Below are 20,582 nucleotides of genomic sequence, written 5' to 3' on the forward strand. Positions count from 1 at the left end.
CAGTGGCCACTATAGTCGATCCGCACACTCTCGAGAGACGGTCTTACAGCTCCTCCCGGATCGTAAGAATCCCGTCGTTGACTCTCACGTCGGTCGCGTCGACCGGGACGTCGAACTCGAACTGTTCCCGTCCGACGACGACGATCGCCGTGTCGTCGACCACGTCGAGGGAGATGCTGCCGGCATCGCGGCCAAAGTCGACGGCGATGACGTGTTCCTCGTCGTACTCGTGGTCGCTGATCTTTACGTCCGCTCGGTCACCTGCGGCGTCCTCGAGTTCCGGTGGCGTTTCCATACGGGATCGGTTGGGGGCGCTGTCCGTAAGGGGCGTGCAGGAAACTGCCGTCCGATCGACCACACTGCTATGACGGGATCGACCACTCCGGCAACTCCTTCGGTCGGCCGTTGACTGGGTCACTTCCATTCGGTAACGGGAACTATAGTAGCCACTGCAAGTCAGTGCGCACCTGCTCGCCAGATGGATCGGCGATCAGTGTGCAAATCGTTGCAGTTGGTACTATAGCAACACCTCGAGTAGTGGGCCCCCGGCAGGGAGGGTGGTGGGGGACAGAGCCCGGCGGTGACCGACAGTATCCGATGTGCCTTTCCCGATCGGGGGTGTCTACGTTGGTATGAACGCAGCTCCATCGCTCGTTCCGACGCGAAACGGGCCACGAGGCTCGGTGAGGCACCCATGACAGGACGCGATCACTACTACAACAAGGCGAAACAGGAAGGCTACCGCAGCAGAGCGGCCTACAAGCTCAAACAGCTCGACGAACTCGAGAACGTCATCGACCGCGGTGACACCGTCGTCGACCTCGGTGCGGCCCCGGGTGGCTGGCTGCAGGTCGCCGCCGAGCGGGTCGGCCCCGATGGGACGGTCATCGGCGTCGACCTCCAGCGGATCGACGACCTGGCAGACCACGACAACGTCGAGACGATCCGTGGCGACATGACCGAAGAGCGCACACGGGAGCGAGTCGTCGACGCCGCCGACGGCACCGTCGACGCCGTCGTCTCGGACATGGCACCCAACATGTCCGGCGAGTACTCGCTCGATCAGGCACGATCGTTGCACCTCGCCCGGCAGGCGTTCGAAACCGCCCTCGAGTTGCTCGACACCGGTGGGGACTTCGTCGTCAAGGTCTTCGAGGGGCCGGACGTCGACGACTTCCGTGCCGATGTCGAGGAGGAGTTCCAGTACGTCCGGGCGACGAACCCGAACGCCTCTCGCGACGAATCCTCCGAGGTCTACTTCATCGGAAAAGGGCGGCTCACTGCCCCCGTCAGACCCGGCGACGAACTCGAGGTCGAGATCGAAGACGTCGGCAACGAGGGCGACGGGATCGCGTCGGTCGACGGCTACCGGCTGTTCGTCCCCGCAACCGAAGAGGGGGACGTGGTCACGGTCCGAGTCGACGACGTGAAGCCGAACTTCGGGTTCGCACAGCCACTCGAGCGCGAGTAGTTACTCGTCGGGCTCGTCACCCCCGTCGGTCCCGAGCCGATCGTGTCGCTCGTCGATCTCGTCGAGAATGTCGAGCGTTTTCCGGATCGACGCCCGGACCGCGTCGCTGCGGTTGACGAACTTCCCGTCGTCACCGACGTGTTCGTCCAGGTCCTCGAGCAGTTCCTCCGGGATTTCGACGCTGATCTTGGGCATGTCTCGGCTAGCGAATGGGCGACCCATATACGTTCGGTATTGGCTCACTCGAGTCCGGTTTCCGGGCCGGACGACGGTCCGACGACTGATCTTGTCAACTCGGGGCGCGACTTCGGGGGGCTGACCGGAACTGACCGGAACTGACCGGAACTGACCGCTTACCGGCCCAGAATACCAGTCTCGAGATCCGGACCGCCACCATCACCGCCGAACAGTCGGCCGCCGCCGGTCAGGACGTAGAGGACGGCGAGGCCGAGCACGTAGGTGAGCGCGATCGGAATCGCAAAGAGGAGCATAGTGAGAATGCCCTTCGGGCTCGCGATCGCGGCGATGGCGAAGATGCCGACGACGACCGGCCGCCACCCTCGCAACATCGTGCGGTAGCTGACGATGCCGCCGACGTGAAACAGCGCCATCGTGACGACGATGTTAAAGAGGAAGCCGATGCCGATGGTCGTGAAGATCACCAGCCAGAAGAAGCTGCTGATCCGGAAGGAGACGACCATTCCGTTGGTGATCGCGTCCGAGACCAGATACGAGATGACGCCCGGTGCGATCCAGAAGAACCCGAGGTACGTGCCCGCGGCGAACCCGCCGAGCAGCGAGCCACCCCAGACGATGAAGATACGGCGGTCGCCGTAGACCAGCCCGCGCTCTTTCAGCGCCGGCCAGGCATAGTACAGTATCATCGGGAGGACGGCGACGATCGCCGCGAGAACGCTCACCTTCACGTTGAAGATCAGCACCTCGACCGGGTGCAAGGCGATGACGATGTCCATCTGGTCGATCAGGTCGGGAAGCGCCATCCCGCTGGGATCGACGTCGTTGCGGACGGCGACCTCCTGTAGCACCGCTTCGGGAACGCGGTCGAGGAAGGTCGCGAGCACCCGCCGAAGGCCACCCTGGTAGAGCCAGAAGAACGACCCGCCCATGACGATCATCAGGACGGCGACGATCCGGAACATCTTCGAGGTGAGGCTGTTCAGGACGAACGCGATGTCGTAGGCGTAGCCGCCGATATCGTCTTCGGTCGTCTCGTCTTCGGTGAACGGATCGAGCATTCCGGCGGCAGTGCTCGTAAAGAGGCTCTCTTCTTCCTCTTCGCCGTCCTCGCTCGCGCTGGGATCGCTGACGCTGCCCGTGCCCGACCCGTCAGGGGAGCCGTCCTCGGACTCCTCGGCTTGTTTCTCGAGCGTGTCGAACCGGTCGAGGATCGCTTCGGCTTTCTCCCGGTCGTCGTCGTACATCGCCTGGCGGGAGTACTCGAGGGCGTCGTCCTCCGACATCGCGAGAAAGACCTGCGCCGGCACGTCCTCGATGTCCTCGGCTTCGAGCGTCTCGAAGTCGACGTCGTCCGGATCGTCGGCGTTCCGGATGTCGTCCTCACGGGGGTAGACCGGTGCCTGAAGAACCTTGATCGTGTACCCAAGCAAGACGAGGAAGCCGACCGACAGTGCGATGATCAGCCCGACCGCGGCGTCGCCGGCCAGTCCGTATTCGACGGCGATCGACTCGAGGCCGCCGATCTCGTTGCCGTCGGGCTGTAGGTAACCCGGCAGGGAGGGGTAGACGTGCTCCCGGAGGTAGTCGAACGCGCCCTGGTTGACCGCGGCGGCGGTCGCGAGGGCGACGACTGCGAGGGTCCCAACGAACTGGAGGACGAGTCGCTTGAGGTGTTCGGTTCCCGAGCCGGGTGCCTCGGCTGCGCCGCGACGGCGGATGTTCGAGACGACTTTCGCGAGCCCGAGACTGAAGACATAGAGCGCGACCATCGGCATCGCCCACATGAGCAGCGTGAACGGGTCCGGTGGGGAGAACAGCGCCCCGAAGAGGGTGACGCCGACGATGGCGTGACGCCACTTGTCTCGGAACGTCTCGTAGGGGACGATCTCCGTGTACGAGAGCGCACCCATAAACAGTGGGAGTTGTGCGGCGAGCCCGAACGAGAGGGTGAGCAACGCCATGAACTCCGTGAACTCGGTGATTCCGAAGCTCGGCTTGACGCCGGTGGCGACGGCGTTGGTCGCGAGGAAGTCGAACGCGTAGGGGAAGAAGATGGCGTAGGCGTAGACGATACCGCCGACACAGAGCACGGCCGCCGTCGCCGCGAAGCCGGCCATGTACCGTTTCGAGATCGGGACCACGCTGTCGTACCCGCGTTTGCGAAGTGGTTTTCGAGCGAAGTACAGTAGGGCCGGGATCGCGACGATGATCCCGACGAGCATCCCGATTTTCGCCTGCAAGAGAATTACCTCGAACGGCGTCCGGGTAATGAGGTCGGTCGAGCCGGCTACGTGCTGGTTCATCTCGGCCGTCGCGGTCTCTTCGAGGAAGTCCCAGACGAAGACTCGAAGCGCCCAGAACGCCCCCATAAATCCGATTACGAAGACGATAAACACCTTCTGGAGGTGATCCTGGGCGGTCGAGAACATCGCACCGAGGGTCTGCCGGCCGGAACTGATAGCCCGGGCGGTGTCCTCGTCGACGGCAGAACTCATTGGCTGTCTGTGGGTAACTTACTTCCAGTTATCAACCTTTCGAGTAGGGTATCGGTTCGTGTACCCCGTGGGCCGGCCTCGATCCCGTTTGGTTCACTTTCGTTCGATGGACGTAAGAAAAAGGCCTATAACCAGCGGCCTGTCTATGTCTCCCTAGATGTCGGAGGAGCCGGCCGACGAGGACGACGCTCGCGAATCCGAAGAGCCCGGGGCTCGTTCGACGGACGGCGACGGGCAGGACTCGAGCCCACCTGCGAATACGGCTGTCGACGCTGACGAGGACGAAGGCGAGGACGCGGACACCGACTTCGATCCTATCGTCGATCGCGATTCGGACGCCGAGTCCGACGACCACCCCGTCGAAACCGACGGCGAGGGCGTCGTCGGCGACGCACACGAACCGGGAACGGGTGATCCGTCCTACCCCGATTACCCCGATCCCGACGACGACGTCGGCGGCATCTCGACGCCGCCGGACGACGAGGAGATGCCGCTGGCCGACCACATCGAGGAGATGATCCTCCGGCTGGCGATCGTGCTCCTGTTCGGTGCGGCCGGGACGGCCGTCGGCCTCCTCTGGGCGTCCCAGGCCATCGAGCACATCTGGTTCAACATCTTCCCCTACGAGATCGAGCAGGTGCCGCCGCCGCACGTCTACCACCCACTCGAGCTGTGGCTGACCCGGATCAAGGTGTCGGCGCTACTGGGGATCATGGTAGCCCTGCCGGCGTTCGTCTACGAGTGTTACAAGTTCATGAAGCCGGGGCTGTACCCCCACGAGCGCAAGTACTATCTCGCGGCGGTCCCGACGAGCGTCGTGCTCGCGGCCGTCGGGATGCTGTTTTCCTACGTACTCGTTCTGCCGATCCTCTTCGAATACTTCACCTTCTACGCCGAGGGCAGCGCGGACATCGCCTACGCCCTTGGCGATACGTTCGACCTGATCATCACGCTGACCGGGTTCCTCGCCATCGTCTTCCAGATTCCGCTGTTTATGATGCTCGCGATCATGATGGGCGTGACGACCCGGCGGTGGCTGGCCGAAAAGCGGCTGTACTTCTGGGCCGCGTTCGCGGGTCTGGCGTTTATGTTCACCGTCGACCCGACGATGATGGCCCCGGTGCTGGTCGCGATTACGATGATCCTGCTGTTCGAGGGGACGCTGGCGATCCTGAAGTGGGTCGGGCGGGAGTAGATGTCGGCGTCCGTCCCTTCGTCTCCACTGACCGTCGGTGCGCCGAGCCGTCGTAGTCGGGACGACACCGACGGTTGGCGATCGTGACTGACCAGGTAGGTCCCGGTATTTAACATCTGGGCCTCGAGGAAACGCCTATGGTCACGGCGAGTGACGCGATCGAGATCGAGGCCGATGTCGAACGCGTGTACGACTACCTCGACGATCCGTACAATCACGCCGAGGTAACGCCGAGTCTCTCTGACGTCCGGGACGTCGAGCCACTCGAGAACGGCGGTAAACGACTCTCGTTCACCTACGAGATGGCGGGAGCCGGTATCGACGGGGAACTGGTCCAGACGATCGCGGAGCCGACCGAGCGCATGACCTTCGACATGCACGGTCCCCTCGACGGCGAGATCGACCTCGAGTTCGAGGCGATCAAGAACGGCACGCGGTTGACGTACACCGGCCGCTACGAGGTGCCGGGAAATGTACTCTCGAAAGTCGCCGATCCGTTCGTCCGCCGATACAACGAACGCGAGTTGCGGACGATGCTCGAGAACGTGAAGACGCGTCTCGAACTCGAGGACTGATCCGATCGGCCCGGAACGCTATCCGTCGGTCGGACGGGCGTGCTACTGACGGCGTCACGTTCCGTCGAGTGGAGACTGTCCCCGGAAATCAGTCGGCGGACTGTTCGTACTCGATGCGCGCGTCGTCGGACCCTATCGCGTCGATCGCCGTCCGCTTTGCCTGTCGGAGCAGGTCCGCGAAGAACCGCGGAATGTTCTGTAGTCCGGTCACGTCACTCGGTGCACGGTAACTGGCGATCAGAGACCACATCACCGCGACGCCGAGGGAGCCGACTGCGGAGAAGGTCATCCCCATCGTCGCGTAGGTCCCGGCGTAGATCGCGCCGATCGACATCGACGGGACGCTCGAACCCAGTGGGACTCGCGCCGAGGCGTTACGGATCGTCGGGGCGAGAAAGACGATCGAGAGAGTGCTTCCGGCCAGAAAGACGAGGTCTTGCCACATCATCGAATATTCTTAACTCGGTCTCGAGTAAAAGTCTCTCGGTGTCGAAAACCGTCGCGTATCCGGACGGTCACGGTGAACCGACGATCCCAACCGATTCGATATCGGGCCCGGTGAGCGGTCAGGGCGGCGGCCGCGTTCGCGCCGCGGCGTACTCGAGGGCATCCTCGAGCGACGCGGGACCGTCGTACTGTACGGAGAACAGTTCCATGAACTCGCGGGCGACCCGATCGCAGCGATCGAACGTGAGGACGGTCCGCACCCGCGTCGTTTCGGACAACTCGAGGCCGGGGTATCGCGTCGCGCGAAGCGCGTACCCTGGGTGGTCGTCGCCGTCGAGTGCGGCGGGGGCGACTTTCACCCGCAGGTCGTCGGAATCGTGCCGGTAGGTCAGGTACGCCAGTTCCCGGTCGCTCCCTGCCGGCGAGTAGGATCGTCGGGTTTCGATCCGCCACCCGTCCGGCGTGTCTACGGCAGTGTTCATCGGTGACACGTACCTGGCCAAGTAACACGTTCGTATCGAATTGCGCAATATTTCCGTTGGATGTTCGGTGGAAATCTGGGAACGGTGAATTTCAACTCCGGAATTCGAAAAACTGTGGACGATCGGTCGATCGGCGTCGTCGCAGTCGCTCCTCTCGCTCGGGAAACTCGCGACGCGTCGACGGTCGGTTCATATTGCTGTAACTATTTCCCGTCGATCGCCGATCGCCAGAACGCGATCGGCGGTAAGTGACTACAGGAAACCGTATCAGTCGTCGCTTTCGGGGTCTGGTGCGAACGCGTCTTCGACGACAGGCTCGTCGGTTCCGGGTTCGGTTTCCGTGCCGGGGCTGACGCTGCCCGTCCGGTAGCCGTGCAGATCCAGCGTCACGTGCTCGAATCCGATCTCCGAGAGCTCCGCACGGACCGTCTCGGCGAACTCGACGGTCAGTGCCCGCTCGAGTTCGTCGGGGGCGACCTCGATACGGGCGAGGCCGTCGTGGTCGCGCACGCGGAACTGTTCGAACCCCCACTGACGCAGTAACGCTTCTGCCTGTTCGACCCGGGTGAGTCGCTCTTCGGTGACCTCGAGGCCGGTCGGGATGCGAGAGGAGAGACAGGCCATCGACGGCTTGTCGGCGACCGAGAGACCGTAGTGGGCGGCGACCGCGCGCACCTCGTCTTTCGAGATGTCGTGGGCCAGCAGCGGCGAGTGAACGTCGAGTTCCTCGACGGCCTGCAGTCCGGGTCGGTGGCCCGCGCCGGGGTCGTCGGCGTTGGTTCCGTCACAGACCGTCCCGAGGCCGAGTTCGCGCGCGGTCGCTTCCATCTCGCCGAGTCGCATCGTTCGGCAGTGATAGCAGCGATCGTCGTCGTTCTCGACGAACGCGTCGCTTTCCAGTTCCGAGAAGGACACGATCTCGTGGCGGATGCCGATCTCGTCGGCGACAGTTCTTGCCTCCTCGAGTTCGGCCTCGGGCAGCGTTTCACTGCGGGCGGTGCAAGCGACCGCGTCCTCGCCCAGCGCGTCGTAAGCCATCGCGGCCACGACGCTCGAGTCGACCCCGCCGGAGAAGGCGATCAGGACCCCATCGCGACTCGCGAGGTCCGCCCGCGCGGCCTCGAGTTTCGCTTCCACCGTGGCCTCGAGTGTCATGGCCCGGCGTTCGCGCTGGACCGGCAAAAACGCGTTGCGTGGTTGCGGTCAGCGAGCAGGACGAACCGAACACCGACCAGAGTCGGTCGGACGACGGGTTCCCTTCGCGGACTCGAACGGCAGTCACCAGCCTGCCGGTCCGTTAAGTCGCCACCGGTAGTATCTCGGCGTCGAGACAACTATGTCGGACTCCCCTCTCGCTCCCGTATCCGATCGGCTTCGTCGGTTCCGTCCCGACGAGGAGACGCAGGGTCGGACCGAAGAGACCGACCAGCGGTCACGCCTCGAACACGCCGGCTATGCCACCGCCCGCGGGGTTCAGGCGGGGTTCGTCGCGACGCTGATTATGACGGCGTTTCGCCTGCCCATCTTGCGGTCGCTGCCTCCGTCGGCGAACTTTTGGTCGCAGTACGTCTCGGGGGACGATCCCGACGACCATCCCGTGATCGGGCTGCTCTTGCATTTCGGCTACGGAATACAGGCCGGCGCGGTCTTCGGTGGCCTATTCGCTCTCCAGGATGCCGAGCGGTCGATCGATCCCGAACAGCGGGGGCTCGTCTGGGGGTCGGTCTACGGGATGGCGCTGTCGGCGTTTGGCTCACAGGTCATGCTGAAAGAACTGCTCGACATTCGACTCGAGAGCGACGAACTCGCGCTGTTTCACGCCGGTCATCTCGTCTACGGTCTCGCGTTGGGTGCCTGGGTGGGGTCACGAACCGAAGGCGTCGAGGACCCCACAGACGAGTACGAGTACGGCCGCGGGAACTAACGCGGGCGGGACGAATGCTGGGTTCTAGTAGGTTCGCGTCCGTCGTTAGCAACGCTTAGCAGCAGTAATACGAACCCTCGAGATGGGTCATAACAACCGGTTTACCGTCCCGTAACTCCCGAACGGGTATGGAGATGGGTCTCGTCGCCGGCGTGATTCTCATCGGGTTCGTCCACGGCGTCTTGCCGGACCACGGATGGCCGATCGCGGCGATGTACGCGTTGAACCGGAACCGTCGGCTGTTGTACGGGTTGTTCGCGGCACTGATCCTGGGGATCGGCCACCTGATCAGCAGCGTCGTCCTCGTGTTGGCCTACTACTGGTTCGCGGCGTTCGCCGAGTTCGCCGAGGGGCCGTGGATGCGATACGTTGCGGGGGGACTGTTGATCCTGCTGGGGATTCACGAGTACCGACACGGGGGACACGAACACGTTCACGAGGGTGGAAATGGCGGGGACGCTGAACACGATGACGGGCACGAACAGCAGGACCATCACGACCACCACGACCACCACGACCATCACGACCATCACGACCACCACACCAACGACAGAACCGACGACCCCACCGTCCTCGAGCGGCTCCGTGCTATCCTCCCCGGCGGTGGCGGCCACCAGCATTTGACCGAAGAGCACGCCGAGCGAGGGCTCGCGGCGCTCGGCACGACCGCACTCTTGCTCGGGTTTGCCCACGAAGAACCGATCCAGATACTCGCGATCTGTGTCGGCACCGAGTTCTGCCTCGAGTTGATGCTCGTCTACTCGCTTGCAGTCATCGTCGCCATCGTCGTCCCCACGTTGCTTTTGATTGCCGGCTACGAGCACCACCGCGAGCGGGTCGAAGCGATCACGCCTTATCTGCCGATGATCACCGCCGTCGCGCTCGTTGGGATGGGGCTCGCTTTTATTCTAGGGCTCATTTGATTCACTCGAAGTCGGTTCTTCCCTGCCGGCTGTTCATTGCCTCTTCGCCCTCCAGCGTCCGGCACCGACGGCTCCGTCTCGAGGTCCTCGAAGTCCAGACCACTCGCTCGTCGGAGCGGATCGATTCGAGTGCCACAACCGCGTCGCCGGTGTCGTCTGTGGGGCTCATCGGGCGGCCTACCTCCGTGGACGCAAAACAGAGGAGTCCGCGTCAACCCGCTTCTCGGTCCGACACTGCGTATCGACTAGCCAGGTCGGCCGACCATCCGGGTACACTGACAATCACACCGCCGTCGAATAACCACTTCACTCGCCGCCGTGACCGTCCCACCATGCCGATCCGAGCACCGACGGAAGACGACCTCCGTGAACTCGGAGCGCAACTGTACCTCGAACTGACCGATGACGAACTCGAGTTCTTCCGGGAGATGGCCCAGCGACGGCTCGAGGCCTACGAGACCGTCCGCTCGTACAGACCGGAGCCGCGACTCGGTGGTCGAGAGCGACGCGAGCGGACGGCCGGCCGTCGCCCACCGGACGAGGACAACCCCCACAACGCCTGGGTGAGTCGGTGTTACGTCGAGGGCGACGCCGACGGTCCCCTGAGCGGGATGGACGTCGCGATCAAGGACAACGTCTGTGTCGCGGGCGTCGAACTCACCTGCGGGTCCAGCGTCGTCGAGGGGTACGTTCCGGACGTCGACGCGACGGTCGTCACGCGCCTGCTCGAGGCCGGCGCGACGATCGTCGGGAAGACGAACATGGATGACATGGCGGTGACCCGGACCGGCCACAGCACCTTCGGCGAGATTACCAATCCTCGGGACGCCGACCATCTGGCGGGGGGATCTAGCGGCGGCAGCGCCGTCGTCGTCGCGACCGGCGAGGTCGACGCCGCGATCGGCTCGGACCAGGGTGGCAGCGTCCGCATTCCGGCCGCACTCTGTGGTGTCGTCGGCCTCAAACCGACGTACGAACTCGTTCCCTACACGGGCTGTATCGGCCTCGAGCATGCGATCGATCACCCGGGACCGATGGGGCCCGACGTCGAGACCGTCGCCCGCGTACTCTCGGTGATCGCCGGCAGTAACGAACAACACCTTCGCGAGCCTTCGTCCGTCCCCGTCGAACAGTACCACGACGCTCTCTCGGGCGATGTCGCGGATTTCTCGATCGGCGTCCTCGAGGAAGGGTTCGACCAGCCGAGCGCGGACGAGGGGGTGCTCGAGCGGGTCCGTGGCGCACTCGAGGTACTCGAAGACGAGGGTGCCACCCTCGAGACGGTCTCCGAACCGATGCACCTCGACGCGGACGACATTCACACCGTCTGTACGGCCGAGGGACTGCTCGACGCGCTGATCGGCGAAGGGTTAGGCCACGGCTGGAAGGCGTGGTACAACACCTCGTGGATCGACGCGTTCGGGAAGTTCCGGCGGACCCAGGCCGACGACTTTCCGGCGCAGTTGAAACTCAGCCTGCTCGTTGGAGCCTACGCCAACGAGGTCTACCACTCCCGGTACTACGCCGCCGGGATGAACCTCTCCGTGGAACTCACCAAGCGGTACGACGACCTGCTCGAGACTCACGACCTGCTCGCGATGCCGACGACGTTACGAACCGCGCCCGAACACGACCCCGACCGTGACCAGTACGAGCGTGCCCGACGGACGCTCGTTCCGGCCAACACCGCCCCGTTCAACCGGAGCGGACACCCCGCAGTCAGCGTTCCCGCGGGGGAGGCCGACGGGCTCCCCGTCGGGCTCATGCTCGTCGGCTCCCGGTTCGACGACGCGACGGTTCTCGAGGCGGCGGCCGCGCTCGAGGCGACTCGAGAGGACTGAGACGGATTGCTGTAATTATGGTGGGATTCAGAAATAATTGCTCACTTCTGGTACAGAGGTCCGATCAATCGCTGATCGGCGACCGCCGACCGCCGACCGCCGACCGTCGACCGCCGACCGCCGACCGCCGACCGCCGACGCCGTTCAGGCGATCGGCCGCCATCGACTACAGGAACCCGTATGACGGCCGCTCTCGGGGCCTACAGCGAGAGAAGAAGGAAGATACCCAGGGGAACGCCGGCCGCGACGGCAGCGGCTCGACGGGAGAGTTCGGCGTCTTCTTCCAGACCCCCGGTCAGCAACCACCACTGCCAGGCGGCCGTACCGACCGCCGCGAGCGCAAGGACGGGATCGATCGACGCGGCCGCCGACCCGATGACATCGGGCGCACGCTCGGAGTCCGAGATCGTCACGTCCTCGAGAGCGTACCGAAACGCTACGATGACGACGGCCAACCGAACGAATTCGGGAATCACTGCCCAGCCGGCGAGCGAGAGAGTGCCCCGGAACGACGGGGTTCCCGCGGCGATCCGGCCGGCCGTCAACAGGACGATCCCGCCGACGACCCACAGTGCGAACGGCGTCACGACGACGTACGGGAGGAAATCGAGTATCGCATCCTGGACGAGCGAGCTGGCCTCGACGGTTTCGGGCTCGTCGCAACCGGACGCGACCGGCGACTCGCTGTCACCGTGTTGCTCACAGACCCACTCGGGCGGCCGATCTGGGTTGTCGACCGTCACCGCCGCGTCGAACGCAGCCTCGAGCATCGAGCCGAGTACCAACACTGACGCTGCGAGTGTGGCGGCGTACACGACCACGACGCCGGCTGCGACCGGTAGCGTCGTCGCTGGCGGGTACTCGTCGAAAAAGACCGACGGACGACGGAGAAACGTTTGGAGGGATCGTAGACCGGACGGCATACCGGAACAGTTCACGTTTCGAACGTATTAGGTCCGGTGAAAAAGGAGAGACGATCGAACTGTTCAAACGTGGGCTGTACGGCTTTGGCGGGGTAGAGTGCCAGTCGTGATCGACGACTGACCGCTGGAAGACTACGTCGGCGACGCGCCCGGACGCGAGGTGCCACCTCGGAGCAGTTTGACGACGCCCTGTGCGGCGAGGCCGACGACGGTCCACTTCCAGGTGAGGACGGCGACGGCGAGCAACGCCAGTCCGCGAGTCCGTTTCCCGTGGGCGAACGCGCGTTTTGCCTCGGCAAGCACCGTGACGACGGTCACTGTTCGGGTCGCCTTCGATCCGAGAAGTTTCGTGAGTGGCATCTTCGTCCCGACCTTGCCGAGGCGACGGGATAACGACGCTCCCGGAGCGCGCAAGGACGAGACTGCGTTTCACGGGGTCGGGTGGGAGCTCGGGGTGGACTCGTCTCCTCGACTCTCATCCTGACTCCCACCCCGACTTTCCCTCGTCTCCCCCTTGACTTTCCCTCGACTCTCACTCCGACTCGAGCACTGTACGTGTCCGCTCGTCGTACTCGTTCATCACCGTCCCGGCCCGTCCCGGCAGGCTGTCGGCGTCGTGTGCTATCGCGGGTTCGTCCTCTATGTCGGGCCAGCCGACCACGACGCGGCCGACCGCGCCCAGCGACTCGTGGGTGCCACAGAGCGCCCGCGTATCGGCGTAGTCGTAGATTCCGGCTTCCTGGAAGGTGTGTTCGAACTCGCGGCCTTCACGGAGCAGGTCGCTCTCCCAGGGCTCGACGTCGTCGGGCATCCGGAGCGGCCCGTACGTCTCCGGGTGGTACGCCGTCACGTCGTGGCGGTGGCCCTCGACGACCCACCGGACGGCCCCGCCGGGCTCGACGTGGACCAGCCCCGGCTCGAACGCCGGCGAGGGCAGCCAGACGACGTCGACTTCGACCAGCGGATCGGGATCGCCCAGTTCCCCGTCGCCGGGCGTGAGTTCTTCCGCTGTGGCGTTTCCATCCCCGCTCCCGTCCGCTGAGCCGTCGCCCTCGAGACAGCCAGCGAGCCCCGCGAGGGTGGCGACGGCGCTACTCCCGGCCAGTTGCAGGACGCGTCTGCGGCGGACTCGAGTCATGGTGCGTGTGTGGGTGTGTAGCGTGTGGTGGATAGCGGCTGGTGGGAAGCCGCCTGGACGTTACGTGTCCGGATCGGGGTCGAAGATGTCGGGGTCTTCTTCCCCTTCGACGGCGATCTGGGCGTGCAGTCCCTTGTGGACCAGCCGGCTCAGCGCGTGGTCGACGAGGCTGATCGGGCCGGGGACCTTCATCTCCATCTCGCCGATGGCGGTGACGCCCGCGGGAAGGGCGCTCCCTTCGACGTGTCTTGCTGGGTCCGAGATGACGTCGCCGTCACGGTACCAGTTGGTCCAGACGTTGCCGATCGGGTGTGGACCACTGACCAGGTTCGGGCCGCCGTTACACCAGTAGACGCGGACGGTCTCCCCGACTTCCGCGTGCAGCGGACCGGGACCGTCGCCGTCCTCGGTGAACCGTCCCATCTCGCCGTTGAACAGGACGTACGTCGGGTCCTCGCTGGCTGCGGCATCGAAGTCGAAGTGGTGGTGGCCCTCTTCGCCGGTCTCACCGTTGAGGTAGAGTTCGTGCTGGCCGAGGTAGAACTCGCGATCGACCTCGGGCAGACCGTCCTCGGGTTCGACGAGGATGGTACCGAACATCCCCAGGCTGATGTGCTGGTCGTGGTTGCCGGGCGCACAGTGGTAGATGTGCGCGCCGGGGTACTTCGCGGTGAACTCGATGGTCTCCGATCCTTCTCCGGGAGCGATCGTGGTGTCGACTGCGCCACCACCCGGCCCGTAGACCGCGTGGAAGTCGATGTTGTGGATGTCCCGGTTGTACTCGTCGGGCACGTCGAAGGTCAGCCGCACCGTATCGCCTACACGAACCCGGTAGAACGGCCCGGGGACCTGTCCCTCGAAGGTCATAAACCGGGTCGTCACACCGGGTTCGATCTCCGCGACGTGTTCCTCGGTCTGGATGTGCCACTCGTGGGTTCGGGGCTCGTTCCAGTCGACCGGATCGGGGATGTCCGTCGGGTCGGCCGCGATCGTATCGACGTCGGGCGTTTCGGCCGGCGGCAGTCCGTCGTCACCGTCGCCGTCGCCGTTCGAGTTGTTGCTTCCACCGTTCGAGTCCTCGGCTGCATCCCCCTCGAGACAACCTGCGAGAGCCAGTGCGCCCGTTGCACCGACCGTCTGCAGGAACCGTCGGCGGGGTCGATCGATCGGATTCATTGTTACAGATGCAGGTTGGTACAGGAGTCTAGTGTATAATGCAGATGCCTCTTTATCAGTGAGAACCTATCTGCACGTGTTCAAGGCCGTTCCGTTCCGCTGAGAACGACGTTGCGTTCTCGGTGACGTATTCGGTGTAACTTAAATAATTTATATCAAGGGACGCTCTCGAACGCTGTACCGTTCCACACTCTTGATACGTCCGTCACCTGGTCACTCTCGCCGGAATGGCCCACCTGGCTGACGTGGTCCGGAGGACGCGGGCGGGAACTTTTTCTCGCTGCGGTTTGATACGACCGTCGAGAACAGAACTATGGACCTCGAGTCGATCCCGGGTGTCGGTGAGAAGACCGCCCGTGCGCTCTCGGAACTGGACGAGCCCGAGCGCGCGCTCCGAGCGGGCGACGTGGCGACGATCGCGACCGCACCCGGGATCAGCCAGGGACGGGCCGCCAGGATCGCACGCGGTGCGATCCGCGCCGAACACGACGATCCCGGCGGCTTCCTCGCGACGGATCGCGCGCGTGAGATTTACCGAGAACTCCTCGAGCTCCTCAAGGCGCGAACTGTCACCGACTACGCCGCCCAGCGGGTCGAAACGTTCTACCCGAGCACGCGGCGCTCACGAATCGAGGAGGTCCAGTCGTTCGCGACCACTGCCCTCGAACGTGACCCCACCGACGACGCGATCGAGGCGCTGTCCGGCGTCGAACCCCTTTCACAGCCTGGCGACGTGCGTGTCCGGGAACGGTGTCTGGCGACGACCGACGCCGAACGGTACGCGGAGGCCCGCGAGGCGATCCCCGAACTCTCGGTCGAGGTCGTCGAGGACGCACAGGGACTCGCCGAGCTTGCACGGGGGTACTCGACGGTGATCGCTCTGGACGAGTCGTTCGCGGGCGTGACCGTCGAGGGTGACGTCCAGGTACGGCCCGACGCCCTCGAGAACCCCGCCGAGATCGTTCCGGAGCGGCCGCTCGCTTTTTTCGCGCGCAATCGTGAACGCATCCGGGCCGCCGTCGCGGTCCATCGGGTTGCCGACCTGGGGACTGACGGGGAGTACGACGAGGCGGACCTCGAGGCACTCGAGGACGGCCTCGCCAGACTCGAGGAGGACGGCACGGTCGCGGGCGATGCGGAACTCGATCGGCTGACGACGGCGGTCGACGACCTCGACGCGGCCGCGAGCGCGGCCGAAAGCGTCGCGAACGATCAGCTCCGGGAGGCGATCCGCGAGGAAGACGTCACGATCGAAGGCTCGGACCTGCTCTCGCTCGTCGAGCGCGGTGCTGGCGTCGACTCGCTGCTCTCGCGGGAGTTGGCTGACGAGTACGCCGCGGCCGTCGGGGCCGCCCGCGAGCACCTGATCGACGCTCTCGACCTCGATCAGGGCGAGGCCGAAATCGCCCGCCGCGCGTTCGCCGACGAGCCGACGTTCCCGGTCGAACGAGACGAGGACGCGATCTCGCGACTGCGCGAGGAACTCACCGCGGCCAAGGAGCGACGCGCCGGCAGACTCAAACGCGAACTCGCTGCCGATCTGGCCGACCAGCGCGAGACGGCTCGCCGACTCGTCCGCGACGCCCTCGAGTTGGACGTCGAACTCGCCGTCGCCAGGTTCGCCACGGACTTCGACTGTACGGTGCCGTCGTTCGTCTGGGACGGTTCGAGAGAAACCGGCTTTGCCATCGAGGGCGGTCAGTCGCCGCTGCTGGACGAACCGCTCGAGGCGGTCGATCCCGTCGACTACGAGGTTTCGGACGTTGCCTTGCTCTCGGGGGTCAACAGCGGTGGCAAGACCTCCACGCTGGATCTGGTCGCCAGCGTGGTCGTGCTCGCACACATGGGGCTGCCCGTGCCCGCCGACGACGCCCGTCTACGGCGGTTCGACGACCTCCACTATCACGCCAAGACCCAGGGGACGTTAGACGCCGGCGCGTTCGAGTCGACTGTCCGGCAGTTCGCCGACCTCGCACAGGGCGGCGAGGGTTCGCTCGTGCTGGTCGACGAACTCGAGAGCATCACCGAACCTGGCGCGAGCGCGAAGATCATCGCCGGCATCCTCGAAGCGCTGTCGGAAAACGACGCGACGGCCGTTTTCGTCTCCCACCTCGCGGGCGAAATCCGCGAGATGGCCGACTACGACGTGACGGTCGACGGTATCGAAGCCGTCGGCCTCGTCGACGGCGAACTCGAGGTCAACCGTTCGCCGGTCAAGAACCACCTCGCGCGATCGACCCCGGAACTGATCGTCGAGAAACTGGCGACCGAGGCTGCCGACGACGGAACGGCGGCAAACGGTGGTCGGGAAGCCGACGACCCCGAATTCTACGATCGGCTGCTCGAGAAGTTCGACTGATCGGCTGTCTGGATCATTGCCGACGGTTTTCGTCCGTTTCCCCGTCTTCCTCCGTCTTCCTCCGTCTTCCTCCGTCTTCCTCCGTCTTCCTCCGTCTTCCCCGTCTTCCCCGTCTTCCCCGTCTTCCCCGTCTTCGTCCGTCTTCGTCCGCCTTCCTCCGCCTTCCTCCGAGAGGGCAACTTCTCTCCATGTGACGGGTGTAGTTGTCACGATAGGTGGTATCGGGTGTGAATTACCGTAAATCGAACAATTAATGTGATGGTCGTCTAACAACAGTACGATGGTAGGTACCGTAGGTGGTGGGTGTGTGGAGGAGCCGATACGGGCCCTCCACGAGGTGGCGTTCGACCTGCAGTCGGCCGAGTCGGAAGACGAGGTCTGCCGACGGACGGTCGACGCCGCCGAACACGTCCTCAGTTTCGATACCTGTATCGTGGCTCTCGTCGAAGGCGAGACGCTGCGGGTCCGTGCCCGATCGTCGGGCCTCCCCGAGGACGGCGTCGTACCGACGAGACACGTCGACGAAGGCGTTTCGGGACTGACGTACCGGACCGGCAAACCGCACCGGTTCGACGATCTCTCGCGTGTCGACGAGGCGAAACCGGAAGGCGAGTACGAGTCCGGCCTGAGCGTCCCGATCGGTGACTACGGCGTCTTTCAGGCTGCGTCCGATCGTCGCGGCTCGTTCTCCGAAACTGACCTCGAACTCGCCGAGTTGCTCGCCGAACACGCGGCGACTGCCCTGGACCGGATCGACTGTGAGCGCGAACTCGAGCGCTTCGTGAGCGTCGTCTCCCACGATCTCCGGAGTCCGCTGACGGTCGCCTGTGGCCGACTGGAGCTCGCTCGAGCGGCGGTGTCGCCGGACGGCGACGCGACAGCTCACCTGACGGAGATCGGAGCGTCCCTCGAGCGGATGGACTCGCTCCTCGAGAAGTTGCTGACGCTCGCTCGCCGAGGACAACTCGTCGAGCGTGGGGCGATCGAACCCGTCTCGCTTCACCGAACCGTCGCGGACGCCTGGACGACGGTCGAGACGGAGCCGGCGACGCTCGTCCTCTCGGTCGACGAGTCGGCGACGCTCGAAGCGGATCGCGGGCGGTTGCGCCAACTGCTCGAGAACCTGTTTCGGAACAGCATAGAACACAGCGTCGCGAGCGACCGTTGCAAGTCCGGGCCCATCGTCGACGACGAACGCGATTCCGCGAGCGATCGTCGTGGCGTTCGCTGTGACGGCGCAACCGGCGACGCTTCGAGCGCCGTGACCATCACCGTCGGCACCCTCCCGGACGGGTTCTACGTCGAGGACGACGGGCCCGGCATCCCGACTGACGTCGGGGACGAGGTGTTCAGTCGCGGCTACACGACCAGCGACGACGGGACCGGGTTCGGTCTCTATATCGTCCGCCGAATCGCCCGCGGTCACGACTGGTCGGTTTCGGTAACGACGGGAGACGACGGCGGCGCGCGGTTCGAGATCACGGGCGTCGGACTCGATTCGTGTCCGGGACCCGAGTCGGCGTGACGGCACTGTCCACCGGCGGCCGCTCGTGCTACGACATCGGTTCGAACCGATGCAGGAATGCGGTGTTGTCGTCGTCCCACTCCGTGCCGTGGGTCCGCTCGATCCGCCGTTTGTAGGACTCGAGATCGGGTGAGCCCTCCGCGCGGGCGTCCTCGTCGGTGAGATCACCGAGCCGACGTTCGGTCACCTCGGTGACCTCGAACGTCGTGCCATCGATCTCGAAGGTGTCTCCTTCCTCCGCGTGGGGGTCCCCACGGTGGAGCTGGGTGATCTCACCCTCGAGTGCGCTGGTACGGAGTCGTTCGGCAGGGAGCAAGTCGCTCGCGTCGATAGTTCCCATGCCGGATTCGACGGCGCGATGGTTGGTAACTCTGACGGATGAGTTAACAACCCTCTCCCGGGCTCGAGGTGACTTTACGTGGCTCTCGTCCGATCGGTCGGTATGGACCTCGCGATCACCGACACGCTCGCGCTGACGATGGCCGACGACCGGCTGGGAATCCTCGAGGAGGCGACGATCGCGGTCGAGGACGGCGAGATCACCTTCGTCGGCCCGGCCGACGAGTTCGAAGGCGACGCCGACCGAACGATCGACGGGGCAGGCCGGGTGACGATGCCCGGGCTGGTGAACGTCCACGCCCACAGCGACCTGACGCTGCTGCGTGGCGGAGCCCAGGACGTGCCCGAAATCGAGTGGATGAACCGCGCGCTCGGTCCGCTCTCGGAGACGATGACCCACGAGGACCGGGTCGCGGGTGCACGGCTGGGGGTCCTCGAGGCGCTGCGCTCGGGAGTGACGACCCTCGGCGAGTACACGGCCGACGCCCGCCGGATCGTCGATGCGGCCCACGATCCGCTGGGAGCGCGCGTGGTCGCGGCGGAGACGATCAACGCCGTCGACGATGCGGCGGCCGATCTCGGCCCGGACGACCCCTATCCGCTAGACGCCGAACAGGGACGGCGCGGCCTCGAGCGCAACGAGGCCCTGTTCGACGCCTACGCCGACCACGAGCGGGTCTCCTGTCTCTACGGCCCGCAAGCGCTCGATATGGTGTCGCCGGACCTGCTCGCGGAGATCCGCGACCGTGCGGAGGACCACGATCGTGGCATCCACATGCACGTCGCACAGGGCCAGCGCGAACAGCGCCAGATCGAGGCCCGCTACGGCGACGGCGAAACGACCGTGAGCGTCCTCGAGGACCTCGGACTGGTGTCTGACCGGTTGCTCGCGGCCCACCTCCACGGCGCAACGTGCGAGGAGCGCCGTCGGCTCGCTCACGCGGGCGTTCGGATGGCCGCCAACCCGAGTTCGATCGCCGCCATCGACGGGATCACGCCCCCCATCGTCGAATACCGCGAGCACGGTGGCGTCGCCGGCGTCGGCACCGACCAGGCACCGGGACGGGGCGGGCACGACTTCCTCCGAGAACTCCGGACGACGGCGCTGCTCGCGAAGACGAAGCGTACCGATCCGACCGCCTTTCCCGCGTGGGCGGCGCTTCGCGTCGGAACAATCGAGGGTGCTCGCACGCTCGGTATCGCCGACCGCGTCGGTTCGCTCGAGCAGGGCAAACGCGCGGATCTCGTCGTCTGTGACCTCGATCACCCGTCGGTCGCGCCGACGGTCTCGGAACCGCTGCATACCGCGGTGCCGAACCTCGTCTACGGTGGGTCCGGTGCCGTCGTCGAGACAGTGGTCGTCGACGGCGCAGTCGTCGTCGAGTCGGGAACGCTGCAGACGGCCGACGAAAACGAGGTTCTCGAGACGGCCGACGAACGCGCCGCTGCGGTCTTCGACCGGGCCGGCGAGGACTGGCGGGAGGCCGACTCCGTGCTGGTCGATCGCGTCGCGGACGGCTGGCTCTGAGACGGATTGCTGTACCGGTTTCCCGGTGCAACCGCTTCTGGTC

At 65.1% G+C, this 20,582-nt stretch carries 21 protein-coding genes; 9 read left to right on the forward strand and 12 right to left on the reverse strand.

Translation table 11 applies throughout. The features are described from left to right. Positions 1 to 43 precede the first annotated feature (43 nt). Positions 44 to 295 carry a hypothetical protein gene (locus C446_RS10085; protein WP_006672992.1) on the reverse strand — a complete coding sequence of 84 codons (252 nt, stop codon included), beginning with the start codon at positions 293 to 295 and terminating at the stop codon, positions 44 to 46. A 399-nt stretch (positions 296 to 694) separates the two neighbouring features. On the opposite strand from C446_RS10085, the gene C446_RS10090 reads away from it, so the two are divergent. Continuing rightward, positions 695 to 1,471 (forward strand): 23S rRNA (uridine(2552)-2'-O)-methyltransferase, encoded by a 777-nt coding sequence (locus tag C446_RS10090; RefSeq protein ID WP_006672993.1) that lies wholly within the window; start codon positions 695 to 697, stop codon positions 1,469 to 1,471. On the opposite strand, the gene C446_RS10095 is transcribed toward C446_RS10090, so the two are convergent. Together C446_RS10095 and C446_RS10100 are read right to left on the reverse strand one after the other, a co-directional pair. Beyond that, positions 1,472 to 1,666 (reverse strand): ribbon-helix-helix domain-containing protein, encoded by a 195-nt coding sequence (locus C446_RS10095; RefSeq protein WP_006672994.1) that lies wholly within the window; start codon positions 1,664 to 1,666, stop codon positions 1,472 to 1,474. Positions 1,667 to 1,824: 158 nt separating this feature from the next. Continuing rightward, positions 1,825 to 4,164, reverse strand: a complete 2,340-nt coding sequence (locus C446_RS10100) for a twin-arginine translocase subunit TatC (protein WP_006672995.1) — start codon at positions 4,162 to 4,164, stop codon at positions 1,825 to 1,827. Positions 4,165 to 4,321: 157 nt separating this feature from the next. On the opposite strand from C446_RS10100, the gene C446_RS10105 reads away from it, so the two are divergent. Continuing rightward, complete coding sequence (locus C446_RS10105) at positions 4,322 to 5,359, forward strand: twin-arginine translocase subunit TatC (RefSeq protein WP_006672996.1); 1,038 nt, start codon at positions 4,322 to 4,324, stop codon at positions 5,357 to 5,359. A 137-nt stretch (positions 5,360 to 5,496) separates the two neighbouring features. Next, on the forward strand, positions 5,497 to 5,934 hold the full coding sequence (locus C446_RS10110) for an SRPBCC family protein (protein WP_006672997.1): 438 nt from the start codon (positions 5,497 to 5,499) through the stop codon (positions 5,932 to 5,934). 88 nt (positions 5,935 to 6,022) lie between these two features. Here the strand turns inward: C446_RS10110 and C446_RS10115 are convergent, their stop codons facing one another. The 3 genes from C446_RS10115 to larE form a co-directional block, all read right to left on the reverse strand. After that, a complete protein-coding gene (locus C446_RS10115; RefSeq protein ID WP_006672998.1) occupies positions 6,023 to 6,379 on the reverse strand; it encodes a hypothetical protein in 357 nt (118 codons plus the stop codon). Between the two features lie 121 nt (positions 6,380 to 6,500). Then, the gene (locus C446_RS10120; RefSeq protein ID WP_006672999.1) at positions 6,501 to 6,863 is read right to left on the reverse strand and encodes a hypothetical protein; all 363 of its coding nucleotides are present in this window, start codon (positions 6,861 to 6,863) and stop codon (positions 6,501 to 6,503) included. 267 nt (positions 6,864 to 7,130) lie between these two features. Continuing rightward, entirely contained in the window at positions 7,131 to 8,018 is an 888-nt protein-coding gene (gene larE / locus C446_RS10130; RefSeq protein ID WP_006673001.1) for an ATP-dependent sacrificial sulfur transferase LarE, read from the reverse strand. A gap of 181 nt (positions 8,019 to 8,199) precedes the next feature. Between larE and C446_RS10135 the strand changes: the two genes are divergently transcribed. Further along, positions 8,200 to 8,787 carry a DUF6789 family protein gene (locus C446_RS10135; protein ID WP_006673002.1) on the forward strand — a complete coding sequence of 196 codons (588 nt, stop codon included), beginning with the start codon at positions 8,200 to 8,202 and terminating at the stop codon, positions 8,785 to 8,787. 128 nt (positions 8,788 to 8,915) lie between these two features. Beyond that, entirely contained in the window at positions 8,916 to 9,710 is a 795-nt protein-coding gene (locus C446_RS10140; protein ID WP_006673003.1) for a hypothetical protein, read from the forward strand. Between the two features lies 1 nt (position 9,711). Here C446_RS10140 and C446_RS19635 read toward each other — a convergent pair whose 3' ends face one another. Beyond that, positions 9,712 to 9,879, reverse strand: coding sequence for a hypothetical protein (locus C446_RS19635; protein WP_204365913.1), 168 nt, complete (start codon positions 9,877 to 9,879; stop codon positions 9,712 to 9,714). Between the two features lie 163 nt (positions 9,880 to 10,042). On the opposite strand from C446_RS19635, the gene C446_RS10145 reads away from it, so the two are divergent. Continuing rightward, the gene (locus C446_RS10145) at positions 10,043 to 11,551 is read left to right on the forward strand and encodes an amidase (protein ID WP_006673004.1); all 1,509 of its coding nucleotides are present in this window, start codon (positions 10,043 to 10,045) and stop codon (positions 11,549 to 11,551) included. A gap of 200 nt (positions 11,552 to 11,751) precedes the next feature. On the opposite strand, the gene C446_RS10150 is transcribed toward C446_RS10145, so the two are convergent. The 4 genes from C446_RS10150 to nirK form a co-directional block, all read right to left on the reverse strand. Further along, positions 11,752 to 12,474 (reverse strand): YIP1 family protein, encoded by a 723-nt coding sequence (locus C446_RS10150; protein WP_006673005.1) that lies wholly within the window; start codon positions 12,472 to 12,474, stop codon positions 11,752 to 11,754. Between the two features lie 132 nt (positions 12,475 to 12,606). Then, the gene (locus C446_RS10155) at positions 12,607 to 12,834 is read right to left on the reverse strand and encodes a hypothetical protein (protein WP_006673006.1); all 228 of its coding nucleotides are present in this window, start codon (positions 12,832 to 12,834) and stop codon (positions 12,607 to 12,609) included. A gap of 172 nt (positions 12,835 to 13,006) precedes the next feature. After that, positions 13,007 to 13,612 (reverse strand): cupredoxin domain-containing protein, encoded by a 606-nt coding sequence (locus tag C446_RS10160; protein WP_006673007.1) that lies wholly within the window; start codon positions 13,610 to 13,612, stop codon positions 13,007 to 13,009. A 60-nt stretch (positions 13,613 to 13,672) separates the two neighbouring features. Beyond that, positions 13,673 to 14,788 carry a copper-containing nitrite reductase gene (gene nirK, locus C446_RS10165; RefSeq protein ID WP_006673008.1) on the reverse strand — a complete coding sequence of 372 codons (1,116 nt, stop codon included), beginning with the start codon at positions 14,786 to 14,788 and terminating at the stop codon, positions 13,673 to 13,675. Between the two features lie 313 nt (positions 14,789 to 15,101). On the opposite strand from nirK, the gene C446_RS10170 reads away from it, so the two are divergent. Both C446_RS10170 and C446_RS10175 read left to right on the forward strand, forming a co-directional pair. Then, positions 15,102 to 17,147 (forward strand): MutS-related protein, encoded by a 2,046-nt coding sequence (locus C446_RS10170; protein ID WP_006673009.1) that lies wholly within the window; start codon positions 15,102 to 15,104, stop codon positions 17,145 to 17,147. Positions 17,148 to 17,427: 280 nt separating this feature from the next. Then, positions 17,428 to 18,672 (forward strand): sensor histidine kinase, encoded by a 1,245-nt coding sequence (locus tag C446_RS10175; protein WP_049920149.1) that lies wholly within the window; start codon positions 17,428 to 17,430, stop codon positions 18,670 to 18,672. 28 nt (positions 18,673 to 18,700) lie between these two features. Here C446_RS10175 and C446_RS10180 read toward each other — a convergent pair whose 3' ends face one another. Further along, complete coding sequence (locus tag C446_RS10180; RefSeq protein ID WP_006673011.1) at positions 18,701 to 19,012, reverse strand: ASCH domain-containing protein; 312 nt, start codon at positions 19,010 to 19,012, stop codon at positions 18,701 to 18,703. A 102-nt stretch (positions 19,013 to 19,114) separates the two neighbouring features. Between C446_RS10180 and C446_RS10185 the strand changes: the two genes are divergently transcribed. Continuing rightward, positions 19,115 to 20,539, forward strand: coding sequence for an amidohydrolase family protein (locus tag C446_RS10185; RefSeq protein WP_049920150.1), 1,425 nt, complete (start codon positions 19,115 to 19,117; stop codon positions 20,537 to 20,539). The last annotated feature ends 43 nt before the right edge of the window (positions 20,540 to 20,582 follow it).

Source organism: Halobiforma nitratireducens JCM 10879 (assembly GCF_000337895.1).
Classification (GTDB): Archaea; Halobacteriota; Halobacteria; order Halobacteriales; family Natrialbaceae; genus Natronobacterium; species Natronobacterium nitratireducens.